Origin of the sequence: Streptomyces sp. NPDC053076 (assembly GCF_044546845.1) — a bacterium.
GTDB lineage: Bacteria > Actinomycetota > Actinomycetes > Streptomycetales > Streptomycetaceae > Streptomyces.
In genome coordinates, this window is the sequence record NZ_JBITZL010000012.1 from 62,132 (window position 1) to 86,066 (window position 23,935).

Genomic DNA, 23,935 nt, shown 5'->3' on the forward strand with positions numbered 1-23,935 from the left:
TTCGCCCCGCCCGGCGGGTTCGCTCCGCCCGGCGGGCTCGCCCTGCCCGGTGGCCGTTGCGGTTGCGGTTGCGGTTGCGGTTGCGGAGGCAGTGCAGGCGCGGACGCGGTCCCGGAGGACCGAACGGTTCGAAACCGCGGGCGAGTGCGGGGCACGTGACGCAAGATCTAAACATCGATTCCCTCGCTCGAATGGGTGATCCGTTTCACGCTCGGCGAGAGGCGGTCGGTCGCACGTGTTGGGCTCGGTAGCATCAAGCACCGGCACGGACGGGGGAACGTCGCCATCCCTGAGCCACGTGTGCCCTGGGCTCCGTCCGCCGGTCCACGAGCCGGAGGTGCCCATGAGTGCGGAGGCCACAAATCCTGCGACGGCTGGCCCGGTAGCGCCCGCAGCGCCACAAGCGCTCACAGCGTCCGCGGCGCCACGTAGAAAGTCCCGGCCCCGGATCGACCTGCGCCGGCTCGGCCGCGCCGCGCTGCTCGGCCCCGCCGCCCGCGGCAAGCTGCCCGACGCCATCAGCCACGTCGTGGAGGCGCACCGCGCCCACCACCCCGACGCCGACCTCGAACCCCTGCGCCGGGCCTACGTCCTGGCGGAGTCCTCGCACCGCGGCCAGATGCGCAAGAGCGGCGAGCCCTACATCACGCACCCGCTCGCCGTGACCCTGATCCTCGCCGAACTCGGCGCCGAGACGACGACGTTGACGGCCTCGTTGCTGCACGACACGGTCGAGGACACCGAGGTGACGCTGGATCAGGTGCGGGAACAGTTCGGCGAGGAGGTTCGTTATCTGGTCGACGGCGTCACGAAACTGGAGAAGGTCGACTACGGAGCCGCCGCCGAGCCGGAGACCTTCCGCAAGATGCTCGTCGCCACCGGCAACGACGTGCGCGTGATGTCGATCAAACTCGCCGACCGCCTGCACAACATGCGCACCCTCGGCGTGATGCGCCCCGAGAAGCAGGCGCGGATCGCCAAGGTCACCCGTGACGTCCTCATCCCGCTCGCCGAACGCCTCGGCGTGCAGGCGCTCAAGACCGAGCTGGAGGACCTGGTCTTCGCCATCCTCCACCCCGAGGAGTACGAACACACCCGCGAGCTCATCGCGGAGAACGCCGCCCGCCCCGGCGACCCGCTCGCCGAGGTCGCCGACGAGATGCGCCGAGTGCTGCGCGAGGCCGACATCCCCGCCGAAGTCCTCATCCGCCCCCGGCACTTCGTCTCCGTCCATCGTGTGGCCCGCAAGCGCGGACGGCTGCGCGGCACCGACTTCGGCCGCCTGCTGGTGCTGGTGAACGAGGACGCGGACTGTTACGCCGTCCTCGGTGAACTGCACACGTGCATGACGCCGGTGGTCTCGGAGTTCAAGGACTTCATCGCCGTACCGAAGTTCAACCTCTACCAGTCCCTGCACACCGCCGTCGCCCTCCCCCAGGCTCGAACCGACTCTTCCCGGGGGACCCCGATCGCCGCCCAGGTCGTCGAGGTCCTCATCCGCACCCACCAGATGCACAAGGTCGCCGAGGCCGGTGTCGTGGCCCTCGGCAACCCGTACGCGCCCGCGTCCGAAACCCTCGCGTCCGCAGCCTCGGTGTCCGCAGCCACCGCGCCCGGAGCCTCCAGGTCCGCAGCCTCCGCTTCCGGCGCCGCCACGTCCGGCCTCGACACAGCCGGCGCCCGGGCCGACGGCGAGCGCTCCGACGGTGACCGTGCCGACGGCGAGCGTGCCGACCCCACCCGGCCCGGCTGGCTCTCCCGCCTCCTCGACTGGCAGCAGGCCGCCCCCGACCCCGACACCTTCTGGTCCACCCTGCGCGAGGACCTCGCCCAGGACCGCGAGATCACCGTCTTCCGCCCCGACGGTGGCGCCCTCGGCCTGCCCGAGGGTGCCACGTGCGTGGACGCCGCCTACGCGCAGTACGGCGAGGACGCGCACGCCTGCATCGGCGCCCGCGTCAACGGCCGCCTGGCCACACTCAGCACGGTCCTGCGCGACGGCGACACGGTCCAGCTCCTGATGGGCCAGGACCCGGCCTCCGAACCCTCCCGCGAATGGCTGGAGCACGCCCACACGCCGGCCGCCCGCATCGCCATCCAGCGCTGGCTGGCGACGCACCCCGGCGGCGGCACCGGGGGCGGCGGTATCGACGCGGCGGAGCCGGACGGCGCCCGCACCACACCCGCCGGGGCCGCTGGCGAGCCCCGCGCGGCCTCGGCACGGACCGAGGAGGAGGCCGCCGCGGCCCACCCCACGGCCGCGTCCGCCGCCCGCCCCGACGCCCCGGGCGCTCCCTCCGCACGCCCCGCGGACGGCGCCCCCGCCGCCCCGCGCTCCCGGCGCGCCGACGTCCTCGTGGACCCGCCTGGAGCCGCCGTACGGCTCGCCGGGTGCTGTACGCCCGTACCGCCGGACGAGATCACCGGGTTCGCGGTGCGTGGGGGAGTGGTGACCGTGCACCGCGCGCAGTGCTCGGCGGTGGCGCACATGACGAGCAGAGGACGCGCGGAGATCGGCGTGCGCTGGGGAGACACCGCCGAATGCCGGGTCACCCTGATCGCTGAATCGTTCGGCCGCCCGCATCTGCTCGCCGACCTCACCGAGGCGATCGCCCTGGAGGGCGCCGAGATCGTCTCCGCCACCGTCGAACCGCCCAGCCAGCAGCGGGTGCGGCACACCTACACCCTGCAGCTCCCCGACGCGGCCCGCCTCCCGGCCCTGATGCGCGCCATGCGGGACGTGGCGGGGGTGTACGACGTGAGCAGGGCCCAGCACCAGGCACCGGCCTCCTGACGACGGTGTCCGGCTTACCCGTTCGGGTGGGCCGGGCGCGCGTCGCCGACGTGGGGCGGGCACGTACTGGTAGCGGTGGTTCATGCCGCTTACCCCCCGCCCTCGCCCCCGGCCCCGGCCCCGGTCCGAGACCTCCCCGCACCGGCCCCCGCAGACCCCCCAGCAGCACGAGTCCTCACCGCTCCAGTTCGGGCCCGGGACCTCCTCGCAACGGATCCGGTTCCGGGCGCGGGTCCGGTCCAGGATCTCCCGGCACCGGAAGGTGGCCCTGCTCGCCTCCGCCGTCTCCGTCTGCCTGGTCGCCGCCGCGGCCCCGGCCGAACCGCTCGGCGTCGGCGACCGGCTCTTCCCGTACCTCGGCAACCCGGGGTACGACGTCGCCTCCTACGACCTGGCCCTCACCTATCCCGGCAGCAATGACAAGCCGCTCGAGGCCGTCACCACCATCAACGCCCGGACCACCGCCGACCTGCAACGCGTCAACCTCGACTTCGCGCACGGCACCGTACGCTCGGTCGAGGTCGACGGCCGTCCCGCCGGCTTCACCAGCGCGGGCGACGACCTGGTCGTCACCCCGGAGCACCCCCTGGCCGGGGGCCACTGGACCCGGATCACCGTGCGGCACACCAGTGACCCCGTCTCCGGCAAGGACCAGGAGGGCGGCTGGGTGCGCACCTCCGACGGCCTCGCCATGGCGAACCAGGCCGACGCCGCCCACCTGGTGTTCCCGTGCAACGACCACCCGTCCGACAAGGCGAGGTTCACCTTCCGGATCACCGCGCCGAACGGCTACACCGCCGTCGCCAACGGCCTGCCCGCCGGTGTCGACCGGATCGGCGGCACCACCACCTGGACCTACCGCACTCAGCACCCCATGGCCACCGAACTCGCCCAGGTGTCCATCGGCCGGTCCGCCGTGGTGCACCGCGACGGACCGCACGGGCTGCCTCTGCGCGATGTCGTGCCCGCCGCCGACCGCAAGGCCCTCGAACCGTGGCTCGCGAAGACGCCCGACCAGCTCTCCTGGATGGAGAGCAAGATCGGCCGGTACCCCTTCGAGACCTATGGCGTGCTCATGGCACAGGCGTCCACGGGCTTCGAACTGGAGACACAGACGCTCTCGCTCTTCGAGAAGCGGCTGTTCACCGAGTCCGCCTATCCCAAGTGGTACACCGAGTCGATCATGGTGCACGAGCTGTCCCACCAGTGGTTCGGCGACAGTGTGACCCCGCGCAGCTGGTCCGACGTCTGGCTGAACGAGGGGCATGCCACCTGGTACGAGGCCCTGTACGCCGAGGAGACCGCGCAGCGGCCCATGGAGAGGCGGATGAAGGCCGCCTACGGCGCCTCCGACCGCTGGCGCGAGGCCGGCGGCCCGCCCGCCCGGCCCAAGGCACCGGCCCCCGGCCAGAAGATCAGTATCTTCCGCCCCAACATCTACGACGGTGCCGCCCTCGTGCTCTACGCCCTGCGCCAGGAGATCGGCCGACCGGCCTTCGAGCGGATGGAGCGGATCTGGGTGCGGGACCACCGCGACACCACCGCCACCACCGCCGACTTCGTGCGACTGGCCTCGGCCGTCGCCGGCCGCGACCTCAGCGCCTTCCTGGAGCCGTGGCTGTACGGCGAGAAGACCCCGCCGATGCCTGGCCACCCGGACTGGAAGCCGACGGCAGCGCCCAAGGCGGCCGAGCCCCACACCCAGCGATAACCCGGTGACGAGACGTGCCGTACCGTGCGACCATCTACGGGTCGGCGCGGGCACGGGACGCGGGAATCTCCCGGGGTACTCGTGCGTTGAACAGGGCGAGCGGTCCAGGTGACCGCCGCATCGACGCCGTAAAGGCACTCTCATCGACGTAAGGATCCAATGACCTCCTCTTCTTCCCCTTCCCAGGACACCAAGCGCCTCGCGCACGCCTACCCCGAGGGTCTTCGGGCCGATGCCCTGATGGAAGAGGACGTCGCCTGGAGCCACGAGATCGACGGCGAGCGTGACGGTGACCAGTTCGACCGCACCGAGCGCGCGGCCCTGCGCCGCGTGGTCGGTCTGTCCACCGAACTGGAGGACGTCACCGAGGTCGAGTACCGCCAGCTCCGCCTGGAGCGGGTCGTGCTCGTCGGGGTGTGGACCACCGGCACCGTGCAGGACGCCGACAACTCCCTCGCGGAGCTGGCCGCCCTCGCGGAGACGGCGGGCGCCCTCGTGCTCGACGGCGTCATCCAGCGCCGCGACAAGCCCGACGCGGCCACCTACATCGGCTCCGGCAAGGCCCTGGAGCTGCGGGACATCGTCGTCGAAACGGGCGCGGACACCGTGATCTGCGACGGTGAGCTGAGCCCGGGCCAGCTGATCCAGCTGGAGGACGTCGTCAAGGTCAAGGTCATCGACCGTACGGCCCTCATCCTGGACATCTTCGCCCAGCACGCCAAGTCCCGAGAGGGCAAGGCGCAGGTCGCGCTCGCGCAGATGCAGTACATGCTGCCGCGGCTGCGCGGCTGGGGTCAGTCGCTGTCCCGCCAGATGGGCGGCGGCAAGGGCGGCGGCCTCGCCACCCGTGGTCCCGGTGAGACCAAGATCGAGACGGACCGGCGACGGATCCGCGAGAAGATGGCCAAGATGCGCCGGGAGATCGCGGAGATGAAGACCGGCCGCGAGATCAAGCGCCAGGAGCGTCGCCGCAACAAGGTGCCCTCCGTCGCCATCGCGGGCTACACCAACGCCGGCAAGTCCTCCCTGCTCAACCGCCTCACGGGCGCCGGGGTCCTGGTCGAGAACGCCCTGTTCGCGACCCTGGACCCGACCGTCCGCCGGGCGGAGACCCCGAGCGGCCGGGTGTACACGCTGGCGGACACCGTCGGCTTCGTCCGGCACCTGCCGCACCACCTGGTCGAGGCGTTCCGCTCCACCATGGAGGAGGTCGGCGACTCCGACCTCATCGTGCACGTGGTGGACGGCTCGCACCCCACCCCGGAAGAGCAGCTCGCCGCGGTGCGCGAGGTGATCCGGGACGTCGGCGCCACCGACGTCCCCGAGATCGTCGTGATCAACAAGGCGGACGCGGCCGACCCGCTCGTCCTCCAGCGGCTGCTCAGGATCGAGAAGCGCTCCATCGCCGTCTCGGCCCGCACGGGCCAGGGCATCGAGGAACTGCTCGCCCTGATCGACAACGAGCTGCCCCGCCCCTCGGTCGAGACCGAGGCGCTCGTGCCCTACACGCACGGCAAGCTCGTCGCCCGCGCCCACACCGAGGGCGAGGTGATCTCCGAGGAGCACACCGCGGAGGGCACCCTGCTCAAGGTCCGGGTGCACGAGGAACTCGCGGCGGACCTGGCGCCCTACGCACCGGTCTCCGCGGGCTGACCCACGGCAGCACGAAGGCCCGCCACCCGGCTCGGGTGACGGGCCTCCGTCATGCCCACCGCGTCATGCCCACCGCGTCATGCCCACCGCGTCATGCCCACCGGGTGTCACGCTCACCGGCCGGCGAACTGCCTGCTCACCGACTCGTACACGCCCTTGGCGACGTCACCCAGCCGGGGGCCGGCCAGCCAGCCCGCGCTCACCGGGCCGATGGACGTGTTGGACACGAGCACGGGCTTGCCGTCCGCGCCCGTCTCCACCCAGCCGCCGCCGGACGAGCCACCCGTCATCGTGCAGCCGATCCGGTACATCGTCGGGTCGGACTCCTCGATGGAGAGCCGGCCCGGCTTGTCCTGGCACTGGTAGAGCAGCTGACCGTCGTACGGCGCCGCCGCCGGGTAGCCGGACGCGGTGATGTTCTGCACCTTCGCCACGGCCGGTGCGTCGAAGTTCACCGGCAGCGCCCCGCCGACCGTCTCCTCGAGCGACTTGCCGCCGCTGCCCTGCTCCGGCGTCACATGGATGACGGCGAAGTCGTACGAGGCACCGTCACCGCCCGTCTCACCGCCCTTGCTGATCCACTGCTGCGAGGTCTTCGCCGCGTCGGCCCACCACACCCCGTACGGGGCGATCTCGGACCGGCTGGCGTTCTCCAGCTCGGCCGCCGACTTGCCCTGGTCGTTGTACGACGGCACGAAGGCGATGTTGCGGTACCAGCCGCCCTTCTTGCCCGCGTGCACACAGTGACCGGCCGTCCAGACGAGGTTGGACTTGCCCGGGTGAGCCGGGTCCTGCACGACCGTCGCCGAACACACCATGGTGCCGTCGGGGGCGTCGAAGAGCAGCTTCCCCGACGTGGCCGCACTGCTGTGGTACGGCGGCGTGGCCGCCCGCGCCTTCACCGGCTGCGGCGTCGGGTCCGTCACGCCCTGGTCACCGGAGATGTCGTTGTCGTCGACGCCCTGGTCCGGATCGTCGGCGTGGCGCATCCGGTCCGGGTCCCACAGGCCCTTGATGATCGGGTTGATGAAGTCGTTGGCCTCGCGCAGCCAGTCGTCGTGGTTCCAGTTCTTCCAGGCGCCGTTCTTCCACTTGTCGATGTCGATCCCGTGCTCCTTGAGCCTCCGCTTGAGGTCGTCCGGGATCCTGATCTTTCCGTCGCCGGTGCTCGCCGCGGTGGCGGTGGCGGTCGCGTCGCCGTTGGCGTTGTCGTCACCGTCGCCGTTGCAGGCGGTGGCGGTCAGCGCCAGAGCCGAGACGAGGGCGACCGCCGTCAGCGAGGTCGAGGTGCGGCGACCGCCCCTCCCTCGCCGAGCGGTGAACGACGGCCGTATGGATCGCATGTTCTTGACTCCCCCTGCTGTGAAAGGAACTCGGCGCTTCGGTCCCGACACCGGCCGTGAACTCATGGAAGGTTCATGCCGGTCTCACGACCTTCTGGGAACGGCATCACACACTATGCGGTCGCTGTGGGGGAGTTCTGCCGGGACGGCAACGGTTCCGTCACAGGCTGCCTGAACAGGGCGTCGGCGGCGAGGGTCTGCCGTGCGGTCAGCCGGCCCACCGCCTGGACGACGTGCGCGTCCACGGCTGGAGAGCCGCCTCACCCGGAAGCCGGCTGACGGAAACGGTCACCAACCACCCGGTCATGTGCTCCATGCCGGGCGCCGCCGCACCCGCCGTTCGACACGCCGGCACGAGATGTCACCCACGCCGTCCTGCCAAGGATCTCAAGGCGACCCCGTAACCGCCCGAACGGTCCGCGGTTGTAGCCGGTGGGGCCTGCCGCCTGTGTCCGGTCCCCGAGGATCAACTCGCCTTTGAGCAGCGGGGAGGACAGCGCGCCGTGGCCGTTACGGAGTCGATGGCTGGAGGCACACCCGGGGAAGCGCCGGCCGGGCACGAAGGGATCCTGAGGCGCCAGTCGGCGCGTGAGTCCTCGGCGCGCACCTACGCCCGCGCGCTGCCCATCGTTCCGGTACGGGCGCGAGGGCTCACCATCGAGGGCGCCGACGGCCGCCGTTACCTGGACTGCCTGTCCGGCGCCGGCACCCTCGCGCTCGGCCACAACCACCCGGTCGTGCTGGAAGCCATCCGCAGGGTCCTCGACTCCGGCGCCCCCCTCTCCGTCCTCGACCTCGCGACCCCCGTCAAGGACGCCTTCATCACCGAGCTGTTCCGCACCCTCCCGCCCGGTCTCGCCGACCGAGCCCGCGTCCAGTTCTGCGGACCGGCCGGCACCGACGCCGTCGAAGCCGCCCTCAAACTCGTCCGGTTCGCGACCGGCCGTACCGGCGTCCTCGCCTTCACCGGCGCCTACCACGGCATGACCGCCGGTGCCCTGGCCGCGTCCGGCGGCGCCCACGACGTCCAGGTCGCCCGCCTGCCCTACCCGCAGGACTATCGCTGCCCCTTCGGCATCGGCGGTCCGCCCGGCGCCGAACTCGGCGTCCGCTGGACCGAGTCCCTCCTGGACGACCCCAAGTCCGGCGTACCACTGCCGGCCGGCATGATCCTCGAACCCGTCCAGGGCGAGGGCGGAGTGATCCCGGCACCGGACGACTGGCTGCGCCGCATGCGACGACTCACGGCGGACCGCTCCGTTCCGCTGATCGCCGATGAGATCCAGACCGGTGTCGGCCGAACGGGCGCCTTCTGGGCGGTCGACCACAGCGGCATCACCCCCGACGTCATGGTCCTGTCCAAGGCCATCGGCGGCAGCCTCCCGCTGGCCGTGATCGTCTACCGCGACGACCTCGACACCTGGCAACCCGGCGCCCATGCCGGCACTTTCCGCGGCAACCAGCTCGCCATGGCCGCGGGCACCGCCACCCTCGCCTTCGTCCGTGAGAACGCTCTCGCCGAACGAGCCGCCGCCCTCGGCGCCCGCATGCTGACCCAACTCGCGGAACTCACCCGCGCGTACGCCTGTGTGGGAGACGTGCGAGGACGGGGGCTGATGATCGGGGTCGAACTGGTGAACCCGGAATCCGACCGAGCCGCCTCCGACGCGAGCCCGGTCGCCGACACCCTTGGCGACGCCGATGCCTTCGCTGGCTCCGATGCCTTCGCTGGCTCCGGTGGCTCCGGTGGCTCCGGTGGCTCCGGCGTATGCGGCGGTGGCCGTGGCGTCCCGGGGCGCGTCGGTGCCTCCGGGGGCTTGAGTGGCACCGGCGGCATTGGTGTACCGGGTGGAGCGGGTGGCCCCGGTGGAGCGGGTGGCCCCGGTGGGCTCGGTGTCTCCGGTGACCTTGGCGGCCCCGGCAGCGCCAGTGGCCCTGGCGCCCCGCTGACTTGGCCGGAACCCGCCCGCACTCCGCTCCCGGCCGCTCCCGGACTCGCCGCCGCGGTGCAGCGCGAGTGTCTCCAGCGGGGCCTGATCGTCGAACTGGGCGGCCGGCACGCGTCCGTGATCCGACTGCTCCCGCCTTTGACGATCAGCGACGAACAGGCGACGGCGGTCCTCGACCGACTGGCCGACGCGGTCGACGCGGCGGCCCGCCACCACAAGTCCCACGGCCCACACCGGCAACGACACCCCGACCCCGACCAGCGCGCGAACTGAACACCGCACACGCCCCACCCGGCCCCCGGCCCGGGCACCCGCATGCGAACCGTCCCCAGTTCCATCCCACGCCGCCCCCTTCCGGGCATCCACACCGACATCGACCGTCGGCGACAACCGCACAGGCATCTCGTACACGTCCCCTCCCCGCGCCTCCCTCCCCACGCCTCCCTCCCCGCACCCGCTCTCCCGGTCCCCGCTCTCCCGCCGACCCGGCCGCACCGCCGCCCGGCGACCACGGCCCCCGCGCAAGCGTCCGGGCGGGAGACGGAAACGAGCCCGCGCCACCTCACTCCAGCCCAGAGGAGCCGTCATGAACGCCACCCCCACCCCCGACGGCCGTTCCGGCGCCCCCGACGACCAGGGAGACTCCGGCACCCCACCCTCTGCCCTACCGCTCACCGACGCGGTCCCCCAGCAGAAGAAGCGGCAGGTGGGTGCCGCCCGACGGACAGCGTGCGACGCCGATCCGCTGGAGAACCCAGACCCCCGCGCAGCAGCCGAGGCCGCCGCCGTCGAGAGCCTCCTGCGGTGCTGGGCCCGCGAAACGCGCCTCACCGCTCCCACGGCCGCGAGCCTCCGCATCCCCCTGCCCGCCAGCGGGACCGCCCTGATCGTGCCGGTCCGGTACTGGTCCCCGACGGGCTGGCACCGCTTCGACCCACCGCGTCTCGCCGACGCGCCCGACACCGCGCCACCCGTCGACGCAGTGACCCTCGCGGCGCTGCTCTGCCGGGAGTCAGCCGGCAGGCCGCCCAGCACGGCACATATGCCGGCGCGCTCCACGTCCGCCCTCGACGACGACACCGGTTCCCCGCCTGCCGGCGGCACCGGCCGTGACTCCGGCTCCGGATGTGCCGCCGACCGTCGCCCCGGCAGCGGTCCCGGTCTCGGGGACGGCGCCGATTCCGGCCCCGGTCTCGCGGACGGCTCGGTTTCCGGCCACGGCAGTGGAACCAACCCGGCTTTCGGTGACCGCGGCGACCTCGTCGCCAAGGTGGCCGACTCCGTCCGCGACCGCGGTGACCTCGTCGCCAAGGTGGCCGACTCCGTCCGCCGCACCGCGGACTTCGTCCGGCACCGGCGCGAGAATCCCGCCGACACCCCCGATCTCTTCCTGAGTGCCGAACAGGCCCTCCTCCTCGGACACCCCCTGCATCCGGCCCCGAAGAGCCGCGAGGGCCTGACCGAGGCCGAAGGCGACGTCTACTCACCGGAGTTGCGCGGCTCCTTCCCCCTGCACTGGCTCGCTGTCGCCCCCTCTCTCCTCGCGGCCGACTCGGCCTGGACCGAGCGCGGCCGTCCCGTACCCGCCGGCCACCTCGTCCGACGTCTCGCCGGAACCGACCTGTCACTGCCCGACGGCTACGCCGCCCTCCCGCTGCACCCCTGGCAGGCACGCGAGGTGCGGCACCGAGCGTCCGTCTCCGCACTGTTCGACTCCGGTCTCCTTCGCGACCTCGGCCCCCTCGGCACTCCCTGGCACCCCACCTCCTCCGTACGAACGGTCCACCGACCCGGTGCGCCGGCGATGCTCAAGCTCTCGCTGGCCCTGCGCATCACCAACTCCCGCCGCGAGAACCTGCGCAAGGAACTCCATCGCGGAGTCGAGGTGCACCGACTGCTGCGCACCGGTCTCGCCAAGCAGTGGCAGGCGGCACACCCCGGCTTCGACGCTGTCCGCGACCCGGCCTGGCTCGCTGTCGACGGCCTGGACGGCCTGCCCGTGCCGGGACTCGACGTGATGATCCGGCACAACCCGTTCAACCCGGCCGACGACGTCGGCTGCGTCGCGGGACTCCTCTCACTCCGCCCCCTCGCCGTACAGTCGGCCAAGCTTCCGCCCCCGCAGAGCACTTGGCCGATGGGGTCGCGTCTGGCCCTGCTCCTGGCACGCCTGGCCGCACGCACCGGCCGGCCCGTCGGCGCCGTCGCGGCGGAGTGGTTCCTGCGCTACCTGCACCATGTGGTCCGCCCCGTCCTCTGGCTGGACAGTGAGGCCGGCATCGCCCTCGAAGCCCACCAGCAGAACACCCTGCTCCTGCTGGACGGCGACGGTTGGCCCGCCGGCGGCCGCTACCGTGACAACCAGGGCTACTACTTCCGCGAGTCCCGGCGGCCCGAACTGGACGCCCGGCTGCCCGGCATCGGTGAGCACAGCGACACCTTCGTCTCGGACGACGTCACCGACGAACGCTTCGCCTACTACCTCGCGGTGAACAACGTCTTCGGTCTGATCGGTGCCTTCGGCTCCCAGCGCCTTGCCGACGAGCGACTGCTCCTCGCGGCCTTCCGTCGCTTCCTGACCACCCTGGTCTCAGGGGCCGCCCCACTGCGCACCTCCCTGCCCGGCCGCTTGCTCGACTCACCGGTGCTGCGCTGCAAGGCCAACCTGATGACCCGGCTGCACGGCCTCGACGAACTCGTCGGCCCGGTCGACACCCAGTCCGTCTACGTCACCATCGCCAACCCCCTTCATTCCTGAGCGCCCCAGCTCCGCGCACCACCTGAGCGGCCCGCGCCCGCCGCGAACCGCACCGTCATCCCGCACACCCGAGGAACACGACCCACCTCGTTCCCCGAGAGGAGCGCACCGTGCCTCCCACCGACGCGACCGCCGGAACCGGTCCCGCCGCTGCCCGCCAGGGCAGTGCCTGCCACCCAGCGGACAACACCGGTCCCCGGCACTCTCCGTTCGGCCGGTTCATCGTCGAGGACGACGACCCGGACAGCGAGGACACGCTGGACCTGGAGCTGCCGGCCGAGTTCCTCGCCCTCCGCGCCGGGGGGACGGCCGGCCTGCTCGGCCGACTCGACGCGTGGGGCCCGGTCACGACCCCCGTCGGCTCGTTCCAACTGGTGCCTCTACGCATCGATCAGGATCTGCCGCTCGTCCACCGCTGGATGAACGAGCCCGCCGTCGCGGACTTCTGGGAACTGGCCGGCACCCCGAAGCGGACGGAGGACCATCTGCGGGCCCAGGTTCACGGCGACGGGTGCTGCGCCCCTTGTCTGGGCGTACTCGACGGCACTCCGATGAGCTATTGGGAGATCTACCGCGCGGACCTGGATCCGCTGGCCCGCCACTATCCGGCCCGGCCGCACGACACCGGCCTCCATCTCCTCGTCGGTGAGGCCGTCGACCGCGGGCGAGGAAGGGGATCCGCTCTGCTCCGAGCGGTGGCCGACCTGGTTTTCGACCGTCGTCCCGCCTGCGCACGCGTAGTGGCGGAACCTGATCTCCGTAACACCCCCTCCATCGCCGCGTTCCTGACCGCCGGCTTTCGGTTCGCGGGTGAGATCGACCTGCCCGGCAAGCGGGCCGCCCTCATGATCCGGGACCGACTCCTGCGCGATGTCCTGTAGCGCCGCGTGTTCGATCGCTCACAATGAGATACGAGTGGCGTCCCCGCGATGTTCCCGGCTCAGAGAAAAAATTTGCCGCCCAGCCCCATGCCGGTGTGCCCAGCCTCCCCGCCGGTGTGCCGGTGCCGCGTCCGACGTGCCCAGCCTCCCCGCCGGTGTGCCGGTGTCGCGTCCGACGTGCCCAGCCTCCCCGTCGGTGTGCCGGTGTCGCGTCCGACGTGCCCAGCCTCCCCGTCGGTGTGCCGGTGTCTCACTCCGGTCTGCCGGAGCCGGATCCCCACCCGGCGCAACCAGGAGTACCCAAGACCGGGCCTCGGTCCAGGCAGGCAACCAGTCCGGGCAACCAGTCCCAGCTCACCAGTCCCAGGTCCACCAGTCCCAGCCCAGCGCCCCAGCCCAGTAACCCCAGCCCCGTCACCCCCAGGAGTCCGGACGTGATCCCGCCCCCCGCCCCCGCGGTGAGCCCCCGTTTGTCAGTGCAGGGCCGTAGGGTGGTCAGGCTATGACGAAGCCCTCCCTCTCCGAACTCCTGCATGCCGCCGTCACCGCCGTCGGCGGCACGGAGCGCCCCGGCCAGGTGACCATGGCCGAAGCGGTCGCCGAGGCGATCGACGACGGATCTCACCTGCTGGTCCAGGCCGGCACCGGCACCGGTAAGTCGCTGGGCTATCTCGTGCCCGCGCTCGCGCAGGGGGAACGGGTGATCGTCGCGACGGCCACGCTGGCACTGCAGCGCCAGCTCGTGGAGCGTGACCTGCCGCGTACGGTCGACGCCCTGCATCCGCTGCTGCGCCGCCGTCCGGAGTTCGCGATGCTCAAGGGCCGGTCGAACTATCTGTGCCTGCACCGCCTGCACGAGGGCATGCCGCAGGACGAGGAGGACGGGCTCTTCGACCAGTTCGAGGCCGCCGCGCCCACCAGCAAGCTGGGTCAGGACCTGCTGAGGCTGCGGGACTGGGCGGACGAGACCGAGAGCGGCGACCGGGACGATCTCACTCCGGGTGTCTCGGACCGCGCCTGGGCCCAGGTGTCGGTGTCGTCGCGGGAATGCCTGGGCGCGTCGAAGTGTGCGTACGGAGCCGAGTGCTTCGCGGAGATGGCCCGTGAGCGGGCCAAGCTCGCCGAGGTGGTGGTCACGAACCACGCCCTGCTGGCCATCGACGCCATCGAAGGCGCCCCCGTGTTGCCGCAGCACGAGGTGCTGATCGTGGACGAGGCGCACGAGCTCGTCTCCCGGGTCACGGGCGTCGCCACCGGCGAGCTCACGCCCGGCCAGGTGAACCGCGCCGTGCGCCGTGCCGCCAAGCTGGTCAACGAGAAGGCCGCCGATCAGCTCCAGACCGCGGCCGAGGGCTTCGAGCGGCTCATGGAACTCGCTCTGCCGGGCCGCCTGGAGGAGATCCCGGAGGATCTCGCCTACGCCCTGATGGCCCTGCGGGACGCCGCCCGCACGGTGATCTCCGCGATCGGCACGACGCGCGACAAGTCGGTGCAGGACGAGGACGCGGTGCGCAAGCAGGCGCTGGCCTCGGTGGAGTCGGTGCACGACGTGGCGGAGAGAGTGCTGAACGGCTCCGAGTGGGACGTCGTCTGGTATGAGCGTCACGACCGTTTCGGCGCGTCCCTCCGGGTCGCCCCCATGTCGGTCTCCGGCCTGCTCAGGGAGAAACTCTTCGCCGACCGGTCCGTCGTCCTCACTTCGGCCACGCTCAAGCTGGGCGGTGACTTCAACGGCGTCGGCGCTTCCCTGGGGCTCGGCCCGGAAGGCGCGGAGGGCGAGGACCTGCCGGACTGGAAGGGCGTCGACGTGGGCTCGCCCTTCGACTATCCCAAGCAGGGCATCCTTTACGTCGCCAAGCATCTGGCCCGTCCCGCGCGGGACGGCGACCGCGTCGACATGCTGGACGAGCTGACCGAGCTGATCCAGGCGGCCGGCGGTCGCACCCTCGGCCTCTTCTCGTCCATGCGGGCCGCCCAGCTCGCCGCGGAGGAGCTGCGTTCCCGGATCCCCGAGTTCCCGATCCTGCTCCAGGGAGAGGAGACGCTCGGCGAACTGATCAAGAATTTCGCGGCCGATCCGAAGACGTGTCTCTTCGGCACGCTGTCGCTGTGGCAGGGCGTCGACGTCCCGGGCCCCAGCTGTCAGCTGGTCGTCATGGACAAGATCCCGTTCCCGCGTCCCGATGACCCGTTGATGAGTGCGCGCCAGAAGGCCGTGGAGGACGCCGGCGGCAACGGCTTCATGGCCGTGGCCGCCACCCATGCGGCTCTGCTGATGGCGCAGGGAGCCGGCCGTCTCGTCCGGGCGTCCGGTGACCGGGGCGTCGTCGCCGTACTGGACCAGCGGCTGGCCACTGCGCGCTACGGCGGCTATCTCAAGGCGTCGCTTCCGGACTTCTGGTACACCACGGACCGTAACCAGGTCCGCCGGTCGCTGGCGGCGATCGACGCGGCGGCGCAACAGGCTGAGGCGGAGTGAGCGACGCGGCGGCGCGGCAGGCTGAGGCGGAGTGACCGACGCGGCGGCGCGGCAGGCTGAGGCGCAGTGACCGACGCGGCGGCGCGGCAGGCTGAGGCGCAGTGATCGGGGCGGCGGCGGAGTGACAGGGGTGGCCTGACCGGACCCGGTCAGGCCACCGCGTGCGGGGCGCTGCTCCCGCGGCCATTGTGGGCATGCGCAGGGCCCCGGAACCGGCGCAGAGGTTCCGGGGCCCGGTCTGGGAGCGAGCCCGCCGGCTCGCCCGCGGCAGCCGTCACACGCGGCGCAGCACAGCGACGACCTTGCCGAGGATGGTCGCGTCGTCGCCGGGAATCGGCTCGTAGGCCGCATTGTGGGGCAGGAGCCACACATGGCCGTCCTCGCGCTTGAAGCGCTTGACGGTGGCTTCGCCGTCGAGCATGGCGGCCACGATGTCGCCGTTCTCGGCGACCGGCTGGCGGCGCACGGTGACCCAGTCGCCGTCGCAGATCGCGGCCTCGATCATGGAGTCGCCGACGACCTTCAGGACGAACAGTTCGCCGTCACCGACGAGCTGGCGGGGGAGCGGGAAGACGTCCTCGACGGACTCCTCCGCGAGGATCGGGCCACCGGCGGCGATGCGGCCGACCAGCGGCACATACGACGCGGCGGGCTTGCCGGCGGTGTCCGTGGGCTGCACGGTGACGGCCTGGTCCGATCCACGCACCTCGTACGCCCGCGGACGGTGGGGGTCGCGACGCAGGAAGCCCTTGCGCTCCAGCGCCATCAGCTGGTGGGCGACGGAGGACGTGCTGGAGAGGCCGACGGCCTGGCCGATCTCCCGCATCGACGGCGGGTAACCGCGCCGCTGTACCGAGTCCCTGATGACCTCGATCACCCGGCGCTGTCGGTCGGTGAGCCCCGAGCTGTCCGCCCGGATGCCTGGAGGTCGGCCCGGTAGGGAGCGCTTGTGCCCCTCGGGATTCGTGGCTTCGTTCATCGCGTGTACCGGCTCGACTCGGCCCTGGGAGCGGTCCTGGGCGGTGATGATGGCACTGTCTGCGGTGGTGGTCACGGCGGCCCCTCTCGATGGTCTCCCTGCTGCACAACGGTAGTTGCTTTCGAAAGGTTGCGCCAAACACACGTTCGAGTGAAAAAGTGCGTTTTACGTGACGCGATCATGTGTCTGGGTGTATGGCTCACGCGACACTCGGCGGGCAAAAGGTCCCATTGTTGTACTCTTCACCGCCGGGGTAGCTCGCCTCGTGGGCCGCGACCCCAGTCTGCCATCCGGAATCCCGCAGTCCGGGATCCGGGGGCCCTTTATGCGCGGTAGTGCCACGCGCCCTCCGTGTGGCGCCCACCGTATCCCCGCAAGTGCCGCGACGGCGGAGTTCGGTGCCCGCGTGTCCGCGCCGGTCTCCGCAGGTGCCCACGCCCGCTGTCGCGGCGCGACACGCGTGTTCGCCTCGATGTATGGGTCGATCCCCACATGTAGTGGTTGGATGGCTACAGCGGCCCACAAGTTGTGGTCCCCCCGGTCGGAGTCGGCTCATCGATCGCCTATGCTTGGGGCTGCTTCGCGAGGCCCATGGGTCAGGCGAGGCTGACGAGTCTGCTGTGAGGAGGGTTGGAGAACATGCACTGCCCCTTCTGCAGGCACCCCGACAGCCGTGTGGTCGACAGTCGTACGACCGACGACGGCACGTCCATCCGCAGGCGCCGCCAGTGCCCTGACTGCTCCCGTCGTTTCACGACCGTGGAGACGTGCTCGCTCATGGTGGTGAAGCGGTCCGGAGTCACCGAGCCGTTCAGTCGTACCAAGGTCATCAACGGTGTGCGCAAGGCATGCCAGGGACGGCCTGTCACCGAGGACGCACTCGCCCAGCTCGGCCAGCGGGTCGAGGAGGCGGTGCGCGCCACCGGGAGCGCCGAGCTGACCACCCATGACGTGGGTCTGGCCATACTCGGCCCGTTGCAGGAGCTCGACCTCGTCGCCTATCTGCGGTTCGCCTCCGTCTACCGGGCGTTCGACTCGCTCGAGGACTTCGAGGCCGCCATCGCGGAGCTGAGGGAGGCGACGCGGGACCCCGCCCTGGGCGAGAAAGAAGCGCGAGCGGGGAGCCGGCAAGACGACCGCGGGCCCGGCGGGACCACTCAGGTTCCCGAGCCCGCCCACGCCGCCGACTGACCGGCGGGCCGGAAACCGGGAGGAGACCCGGGTTCCGGCCGGAAGGCGGCGAACAAAGACCTGTCGCGGGCGGCGGCTGAGGGTGCCCGCGACGTATGACAGAAACACGTGCCTATGGGAACAAATGGGCACTTCAGGGCGTTTGTGCCCGTACAGGGAGGCGGCATGACAGAGACGGCGAGCGGTCCGGCACGAGGTTCCCGAGCCAAGGGCGGCAAGGCGGGAAACAAGGGACTGCACATCGAGCGCATCCACACCACTCCCGGCGTGCATCCGTACGACGAGGTGAACTGGTCGCGCCGTGACGTCGTCATGACCAACTGGCGCGACGGCTCGGTCAACTTCGAGCAGCGTGGCGTCGAGTTCCCCGACTTCTGGTCGGTGAACGCGGTCAACATCGTCACCAGCAAGTACTTCCGGGGTGCCGTGGGCACCCCGCAGCGCGAGGTCAGCCTCAAGCAGCTGATCGACCGCATCGTGAAGACGTACCGGAAGGCCGGTGAGGACTACAGGTACTTCGCCTCGCCCGCGGACGCCGAGATCTTCGAGCACGAGCTGGCGTACGCCCTCCTGCACCAGATCTTCAGCTTCAACAGCCCCGTCTGGTTCAACGTCGGCACCCCGCAGCCCCAGCAGGTCTCCGCCTGCTTCATCCTGTCCGTCGACGACTCCATGGAGTCGATCCTCGACTGGTACAAGGAAGAGGGCATGATCTTCAAGGGCGGCTCCGGCGCCGGCCTGAACCTCTCCCGCATCCGCTCCTCCAAGGAGCTGCTCTCCTCCGGCGGCAACGCCTCCGGCCCGGTGTCCTTCATGCGCGGTGCCGACGCCTCCGCCGGCACCATCAAGTCCGGTGGCGCCACCCGCCGCGCGGCCAAGATGGTCGTGCTCGACGTCGACCACCCCGACATCGAGGACTTCATCGAGACCAAGGTCAAGGAAGAGGAGAAGATCCGCGCCCTGCGCGACGCGGGCTTCGACATGGACCTGGGCGGCGACGACATCACGTCCGTCCAGTACCAGAACGCCAACAACTCGGTCCGCGTGAACGACGAGTTCATGAAGGCGGTCGAGCAGGGCGGCAACTTCGGCCTGCGTGCCCGGATGACCGGTGAGGTCATCGAGGAGGTCGACGCCAAGGCGCTCTTCCGCAAGATGGCCGAGGCCGCGTGGGCCTGCGCCGACCCGGGTATCCAGTACGACGACACCATCAACAACTGGCACACCTGCCCCGAGTCCGGCCGGATCACCGCGTCGAACCCGTGCAGCGAGTACATGCACCTGGACAACACGTCCTGCAACCTGGCCTCGCTGAACCTGATGAAGTTCCTGAAGGACGACGGCAAGGGCAACCAGTCCTTCGAGACCGAGCGCTTCCAGAAGGTCGTCGAGCTGGTCATCACCGCGATGGACATCTCGATCTGCTTCGCGGACTTCCCGACCCAGAAGATCGGCGAGAACACCCGCGCCTTCCGTCAGCTCGGCATCGGCTACGCCAACCTCGGCGCCCTGCTGATGGCCACCGGCCACGCCTACGACTCCCAGGGCGGCCGTGCCCTGGCGGGCGCCATCACCTCCCTGATGACGGGCACGGCCTACCGGCGCTCCGCCGAACTGGCCGCGGTCGTCGGCACCTACGACGGCTACGCCCGCAACGCCGACGCCCACAACCGCGTCATGAAGCAGCACGCCGACGCCAACGGCACGGCCGTCCGCATGGACGACCTGGACAGCCCGGTGTGGGCCGCCGCCACGGAGGCGTGGCAGGACGTGGTGCGCCTCGGTGAGAAGAACGGTTTCCGTAACTCCCAGGCGTCGGTGCTCGCCCCGACGGGCACCATCGGTCTGGCGATGTCCTGTGACACCACCGGTGTCGAGCCCGACCTCGCCCTGGTGAAGTTCAAGAAGCTGGTCGGCGGCGGCTCGATGCAGATCGTCAACGGCACCGTCCCGCAGGCCCTGCGCCGCCTGGGCTACCAGGAGGAGCAGATCGAGGCGATCGTCGCCCACATCGCCGAGCACGGCAACGTGATCGACGCTCCCGGCCTGAAGCCCGAGCACTACGAGGTGTTCGACTGCGCCATGGGCGAGCGTGCCATCTCCCCGATGGGCCACGTCCGCATGATGGCCGCGATCCAGCCCTGGATCTCCGGTGCCATCTCCAAGACGGTCAACATGCCGGAGACGGCGACCGTCGAGGAGGTCGAGGAGATCTACTACGAGGCGTGGAAGCTGGGCGTCAAGGCGCTCGCCATCTACCGCGACAACTGCAAGGTCGGCCAGCCTCTCTCCGCCAAGAAGAAGGAGGAGGAGAAGGCCGAGATCACCGAGAAGACCGAGGACACGATCCGTGCCGCGGTCGAGAAGGTGGTCGAGTACCGCCCGGTCCGCAAGCGCCTGCCCAAGGGCCGTCCCGGCATCACCACGTCCTTCACGGTCGGCGGCGCCGAAGGTTACATGACGGCCAACTCCTACCCGGACGACGGTCTCGGCGAGGTCTTCCTGAAGATGTCCAAGCAGGGATCGACCCTCGCGGGCATGATGGACGCGTTCTCCATCGCCGTCTCCGTCGGTCTGCAGTACGGCGTCCCGCTGGAGACGTACGTCTCGAAGTTCACCAACATGCGCTTCGAGCCGGCCGGTATGACGGACGACCCGGACGTGCGGATGGCGCAGTCGATCGTCGACTACATCTTCCGCCGCCTGGCGCTGGACTTCCTGCCCTTCGAGACGCGCTCCGCACTCGGCATCCACTCCGCCGAGGAGCGTCAGCGTCACCTGGAGACCGGTTCCTACGAGCCGGCTGACGACGAGGTCGACGTCGAGGGCCTGGCCCAGTCGGCGCCGCGCGCCCAGGAACTGAAGGCGGTGGCGGCGCCGAAGGCCGAGGCCGCGGTGGCCGAGCCCGCCCCCAAGCAGGCGCACACCAGCGCCGAGCTGGTCGAGATGCAGCTGGGCATCCAGGCCGACGCCCCGCTGTGCTTCTCCTGCGGTACGAAGATGCAGCGGGCCGGTTCCTGCTACATCTGCGAGGGCTGCGGCTCCACCAGCGGCTGCAGCTGATGACCGAGGGTCGCTGAGGTAAGGGGCGCCGGCACGAGCCGGCGCCCCTTACCCGTCCCCTCCGGGAAGCCGGGGCGTCAGGCCGGGTGCGCCCTGCCCATGATCCGGGGAAACGTCGCCGGGTCCTCCTCGAATCCGTGCACGCCGGGACGGAAGGCCCACTCGCCGGAGCCGTCGCGCTCGAACTCGGCGATCGTGGCGGCCGTCGCCCCGAGGACCGAGCCGAAGACGTCCTCGGCGAGCACGGTGTAGCCCTCCCGGATCCGCATGGCCGGATTCAGTACCTGGCCGAACGTCCGGCGTGCCGACCCCTGCTGGATGACGGCGCCCACCACCACGCGCGCGTAGCGGGCATCGAGGCGGTCCAGTTCGATCGTCATGACCTCGTCCCAGCCGAAGCCCTTTCCGTCCGTGCTGTCCCGGTTCAGGAAGATCGTGCCGTCCGGCGAGCGGCTGTCGAAGTGGACCAGGTAGGCCGGGGAGCCGTACGGGTCCGTGGACACGAAGGTCGCTGCGACGAGGTCGAGATCGGTGGCGGGCTGACCCGCCGGACTGGGATCCCACTTGAGCGCGACCTCGATCTTGCGGTTCCCCTTACTGAAGCCGGTCACCAGGCTGCCCCTTCCCCCCTGCACATCATCGATCCCAACTCCCGCGGAGTCAGGACTTCTTGTCCATCGTGCCACGCGCGTGGAGCCGTGCGCGCGCGCCTTCTGTGCCGGAGCGTGACCGACGCCACGCCCGCTGGCCTTACGATGGCGCGGTGCTGGTCAAGTGGATTCGCTGCACCGTGGTGGACCGCCGCGGCTTCGAGCGGGGGCAGCGGAAATGGGCGGGGCTTCCCGGGGAACCGGGTTTCCGGGGGCAGGGCGGCGGCTGGAGCCGGCAGCGGCAGGGGGTGGCGCACGTCTTCGCCTTCTGGGAGAGCCGCGCCTTCTACGACTCCTTCATGGCCCGCTCCCACGACCGTCTGGCGGCCGCTCAGTCCGGCACGTTCAAGGACGCCCAGGTCAAGCTGTTCGAGTACCGCTTCGACGTGAAGACGGGGTTCGAGCCGCGCTTCACCGACACCGATCTGATCCGCGTGGCTCTGTGCCGGATCCATGAGGAGCGCGTCGAGCACTTCACGCTCATGCAGGAGAAGGTCTGGAACCCCGCGATGGCCGGTTCGCCGGGCATGATCCGGGGCATGTTCGCCGAGGCGCCCGAGCAGGAGTTCCTGATCCTTTCGATGTGGCGGGCCGCGGCCGAGCACGGCAAGTACCGCACCGAGCGCGTGGAGCGCCTCGCCCTGCGCGCCCAGACCGAGGCGGACGTCGCGGCGCTCTCCGGCGACATCGTCGACCTCGAGCCGGCCTGGACGGTCTGAGGTCCTTCGGTTGGATAAGCAAACGAACCGTCCGGCGTCGCCGCTCGGGCCGTCCGGAAGCGGCTCCGGACGTCGGAACCGTGTGACATACACCGTATGGAGCCCGTACGGGTGCTCGACTTCCCTCCGTTCGATCTAGGGTTTTCGCATGGTACGACCACGGCGCATCGTCCTTGTCCGGCACGGCGAGTCAACGGGCAACGCCGACGACTCCGTGTATGAGCGCGAGCCCGACCACGCCCTCGGGCTGACCGAGCGCGGATGGCAGCAGGCCGAGGAGACCGGCAAGCAGCTCCGGGAGGTCTTCGGCCGGGAACGGGTGAGCGTGTACGTCTCCCCCTACCGCCGCACCCACGAGACGCTCCGCGCCTTCCACCTCGACCCCGACCTCATACGGGTCCGGGAGGAGCCCCGACTGCGCGAGCAGGACTGGGGCAACTGGCAGGACCGCGACGACGTGCGCCTGCAGAAGACCTACCGCGACGCGTACGGCCACTTCTTCTTCAGGTTCCCGCAGGGCGAGTCCGGCGCCGATGTGTACGACCGGGTCGGCGGCTTCCTGGAAAGCCTCTTCCGCAGCTTCGAGGCCCCCGACCACCCTCCGAACGTCCTCCTGGTGACCCACGGGCTCGCGATGCGGCTTTTCTGCATGCGTTGGTTCCACTGGACGGTCGCCGAATTCGAGTCCCTGTCCAATCCCGGGAACGCCGAGATGCGGATGCTCGTTCTGGGAGAGGACGGCAAGTACACGCTCGACCGGCCCTTCGAACGCTGGCGGGAACCGCTTCCCTACTGGGTGACCGGATAGAGTGGCAGAGCGATGACCGCTGACTCCTCTTCCCTCGGGCGCCTCGAGCGGGCCCTTGCGAGCCTGCGCGGACTGGCCGTGGGGGACGCGCTGGGCTCCCAGTTCTTCGTTCCCGTGAACTACCCCCTGCTGAAGCGCCGCGATCTGCCCGCAGGCCCGTGGCAGTGGACGGACGACACCGAGATGGCCTGTTCCGTGGTCGCCGTCCTCGCCGCCCACCACCGGGTCGACCAGGACGCGCTCGCCCGCTCCTTCGCCGAGCACCACGACTTCGACCGGGGGTACGGCCCCGCCGTCAACCGACTGCTGCGCCTGGTCCGGGAGGGCGAGGACTGGCGCCGGCTGGCCGCCGGACTCTTCAACGGTCAGGGGTCCTGGGGCAACGGCGCGGCGATGCGGATCGCACCCCTGGGCGCGTGGTACGCGGACGATCCCGAGCAGGCGACGCACCAGGCGGAGATCTCGGCCTACCCCACCCACCAGCACCGGGAAGCCGTGGTCGGGGCCATGGCGGTGGCCGCGGCGGCGGCACTGGCCGGCTCGCCGGACGGGCCGCCCGCACCCGAGGCCCTCCTCGACGGCGTCGTCGCACTCGTACCGAAGAGCGCCGTCGGCCAGGGACTGCGTCGCGCCCGGGACATGCTCGACTACGGTGACGCGGCCACCGTCGCGGCCGTCCTCGGCTGCGGACGCCGCACCACCGCCCACGACACGGTTCCCTTCGCCCTGTGGTCCGCCGCGCGCGCCCTCGGTGACTACGAGTCGGGGTTCTGGACCACGGCCGGGGTCGGCGGGGATGTCGACACGACCTGCGCGATCGTGGGCGGCGTACTCGCCGCGGGCAAGGCGGGAGCACCGCCCGCCGAGTGGGCGCGGCGCACCGAGGCACTGCCGGACTGGGTGCCCTCGGGAACCTGACGGCCCAGCTGCTCCCGGACACTCGCCCCGGGCGGGGCG

General features: G+C 70.9%; 16 protein-coding genes. 12 read left to right on the forward strand and 4 right to left on the reverse strand.

Annotation, left to right across the window (positions count from 1 at the left end; translation table 11 throughout):
* Positions 1-343: 343 nt before the first annotated feature.
* From ACIGYR_RS34870 to hflX, 3 genes are all read left to right on the forward strand, one after another.
* The gene (locus ACIGYR_RS34870; RefSeq protein WP_399607682.1) at positions 344-2,794 is read left to right on the forward strand and encodes a RelA/SpoT family protein; all 2,451 of its coding nucleotides are present in this window, start codon (positions 344-346) and stop codon (positions 2,792-2,794) included.
* Between the two features lie 82 nt (positions 2,795-2,876).
* The gene (locus ACIGYR_RS34875) at positions 2,877-4,505 is read left to right on the forward strand and encodes a M1 family metallopeptidase (protein WP_399607685.1); all 1,629 of its coding nucleotides are present in this window, start codon (positions 2,877-2,879) and stop codon (positions 4,503-4,505) included.
* A 159-nt stretch (positions 4,506-4,664) separates the two neighbouring features.
* Positions 4,665-6,158 carry a GTPase HflX gene (gene hflX, locus ACIGYR_RS34880; protein WP_399607689.1) on the forward strand — a complete coding sequence of 498 codons (1,494 nt, stop codon included), beginning with the start codon at positions 4,665-4,667 and terminating at the stop codon, positions 6,156-6,158.
* 113 nt (positions 6,159-6,271) lie between these two features.
* On the opposite strand, the gene ACIGYR_RS34885 is transcribed toward hflX, so the two are convergent.
* Complete coding sequence (locus ACIGYR_RS34885; protein ID WP_399607691.1) at positions 6,272-7,501, reverse strand: trypsin-like serine peptidase; 1,230 nt, start codon at positions 7,499-7,501, stop codon at positions 6,272-6,274.
* A gap of 113 nt (positions 7,502-7,614) precedes the next feature.
* The gene (locus ACIGYR_RS34890; RefSeq protein WP_399607694.1) at positions 7,615-7,746 is read right to left on the reverse strand and encodes a hypothetical protein; all 132 of its coding nucleotides are present in this window, start codon (positions 7,744-7,746) and stop codon (positions 7,615-7,617) included.
* Positions 7,747-8,022: 276 nt separating this feature from the next.
* On the opposite strand from ACIGYR_RS34890, the gene ACIGYR_RS34895 reads away from it, so the two are divergent.
* From ACIGYR_RS34895 to ACIGYR_RS34910, 4 genes are all read left to right on the forward strand, one after another.
* Entirely contained in the window at positions 8,023-9,723 is a 1,701-nt protein-coding gene (locus ACIGYR_RS34895) for a diaminobutyrate--2-oxoglutarate transaminase family protein (RefSeq protein ID WP_399607697.1), read from the forward strand.
* A 313-nt stretch (positions 9,724-10,036) separates the two neighbouring features.
* Entirely contained in the window at positions 10,037-12,208 is a 2,172-nt protein-coding gene (locus ACIGYR_RS34900; RefSeq protein WP_399607699.1) for an IucA/IucC family protein, read from the forward strand.
* A gap of 110 nt (positions 12,209-12,318) precedes the next feature.
* A complete protein-coding gene (locus ACIGYR_RS34905; protein WP_399607702.1) occupies positions 12,319-13,089 on the forward strand; it encodes a GNAT family N-acetyltransferase in 771 nt (256 codons plus the stop codon).
* Positions 13,090-13,591: 502 nt separating this feature from the next.
* The gene (locus tag ACIGYR_RS34910) at positions 13,592-15,568 is read left to right on the forward strand and encodes an ATP-dependent DNA helicase (protein ID WP_391847457.1); all 1,977 of its coding nucleotides are present in this window, start codon (positions 13,592-13,594) and stop codon (positions 15,566-15,568) included.
* A 274-nt stretch (positions 15,569-15,842) separates the two neighbouring features.
* Here ACIGYR_RS34910 and lexA read toward each other — a convergent pair whose 3' ends face one another.
* Complete coding sequence (lexA, locus tag ACIGYR_RS34915; RefSeq protein ID WP_391847458.1) at positions 15,843-16,622, reverse strand: transcriptional repressor LexA; 780 nt, start codon at positions 16,620-16,622, stop codon at positions 15,843-15,845.
* A 564-nt stretch (positions 16,623-17,186) separates the two neighbouring features.
* Here lexA and nrdR point away from each other — a divergent pair.
* Together nrdR and ACIGYR_RS34925 are read left to right on the forward strand one after the other, a co-directional pair.
* Positions 17,187-17,738: a transcriptional regulator NrdR gene (gene nrdR, locus ACIGYR_RS34920; protein ID WP_399607705.1), complete on the forward strand. Its 552-nt coding sequence runs from the start codon at positions 17,187-17,189 to the stop codon at positions 17,736-17,738.
* Positions 17,739-17,903: 165 nt separating this feature from the next.
* A complete protein-coding gene (locus ACIGYR_RS34925; protein WP_391847460.1) occupies positions 17,904-20,801 on the forward strand; it encodes a vitamin B12-dependent ribonucleotide reductase in 2,898 nt (965 codons plus the stop codon).
* A gap of 77 nt (positions 20,802-20,878) precedes the next feature.
* On the opposite strand, the gene ACIGYR_RS34930 is transcribed toward ACIGYR_RS34925, so the two are convergent.
* A complete protein-coding gene (locus tag ACIGYR_RS34930) occupies positions 20,879-21,412 on the reverse strand; it encodes a TerD family protein (protein ID WP_399607709.1) in 534 nt (177 codons plus the stop codon).
* 152 nt (positions 21,413-21,564) lie between these two features.
* On the opposite strand from ACIGYR_RS34930, the gene ACIGYR_RS34935 reads away from it, so the two are divergent.
* The 3 genes from ACIGYR_RS34935 (at position 21,565) to ACIGYR_RS34945 (ending at position 23,896) form a co-directional block, all read left to right on the forward strand.
* Positions 21,565-22,170, forward strand: a complete 606-nt coding sequence (locus tag ACIGYR_RS34935; protein ID WP_391847462.1) for a YdbC family protein — start codon at positions 21,565-21,567, stop codon at positions 22,168-22,170.
* Positions 22,171-22,318: 148 nt separating this feature from the next.
* Positions 22,319-22,978 (forward strand): histidine phosphatase family protein, encoded by a 660-nt coding sequence (locus tag ACIGYR_RS34940; RefSeq protein ID WP_391847463.1) that lies wholly within the window; start codon positions 22,319-22,321, stop codon positions 22,976-22,978.
* Between the two features lie 12 nt (positions 22,979-22,990).
* Positions 22,991-23,896 (forward strand): ADP-ribosylglycohydrolase family protein, encoded by a 906-nt coding sequence (locus ACIGYR_RS34945; RefSeq protein ID WP_399607712.1) that lies wholly within the window; start codon positions 22,991-22,993, stop codon positions 23,894-23,896.
* Positions 23,897-23,935: the final 39 nt, after the last annotated feature.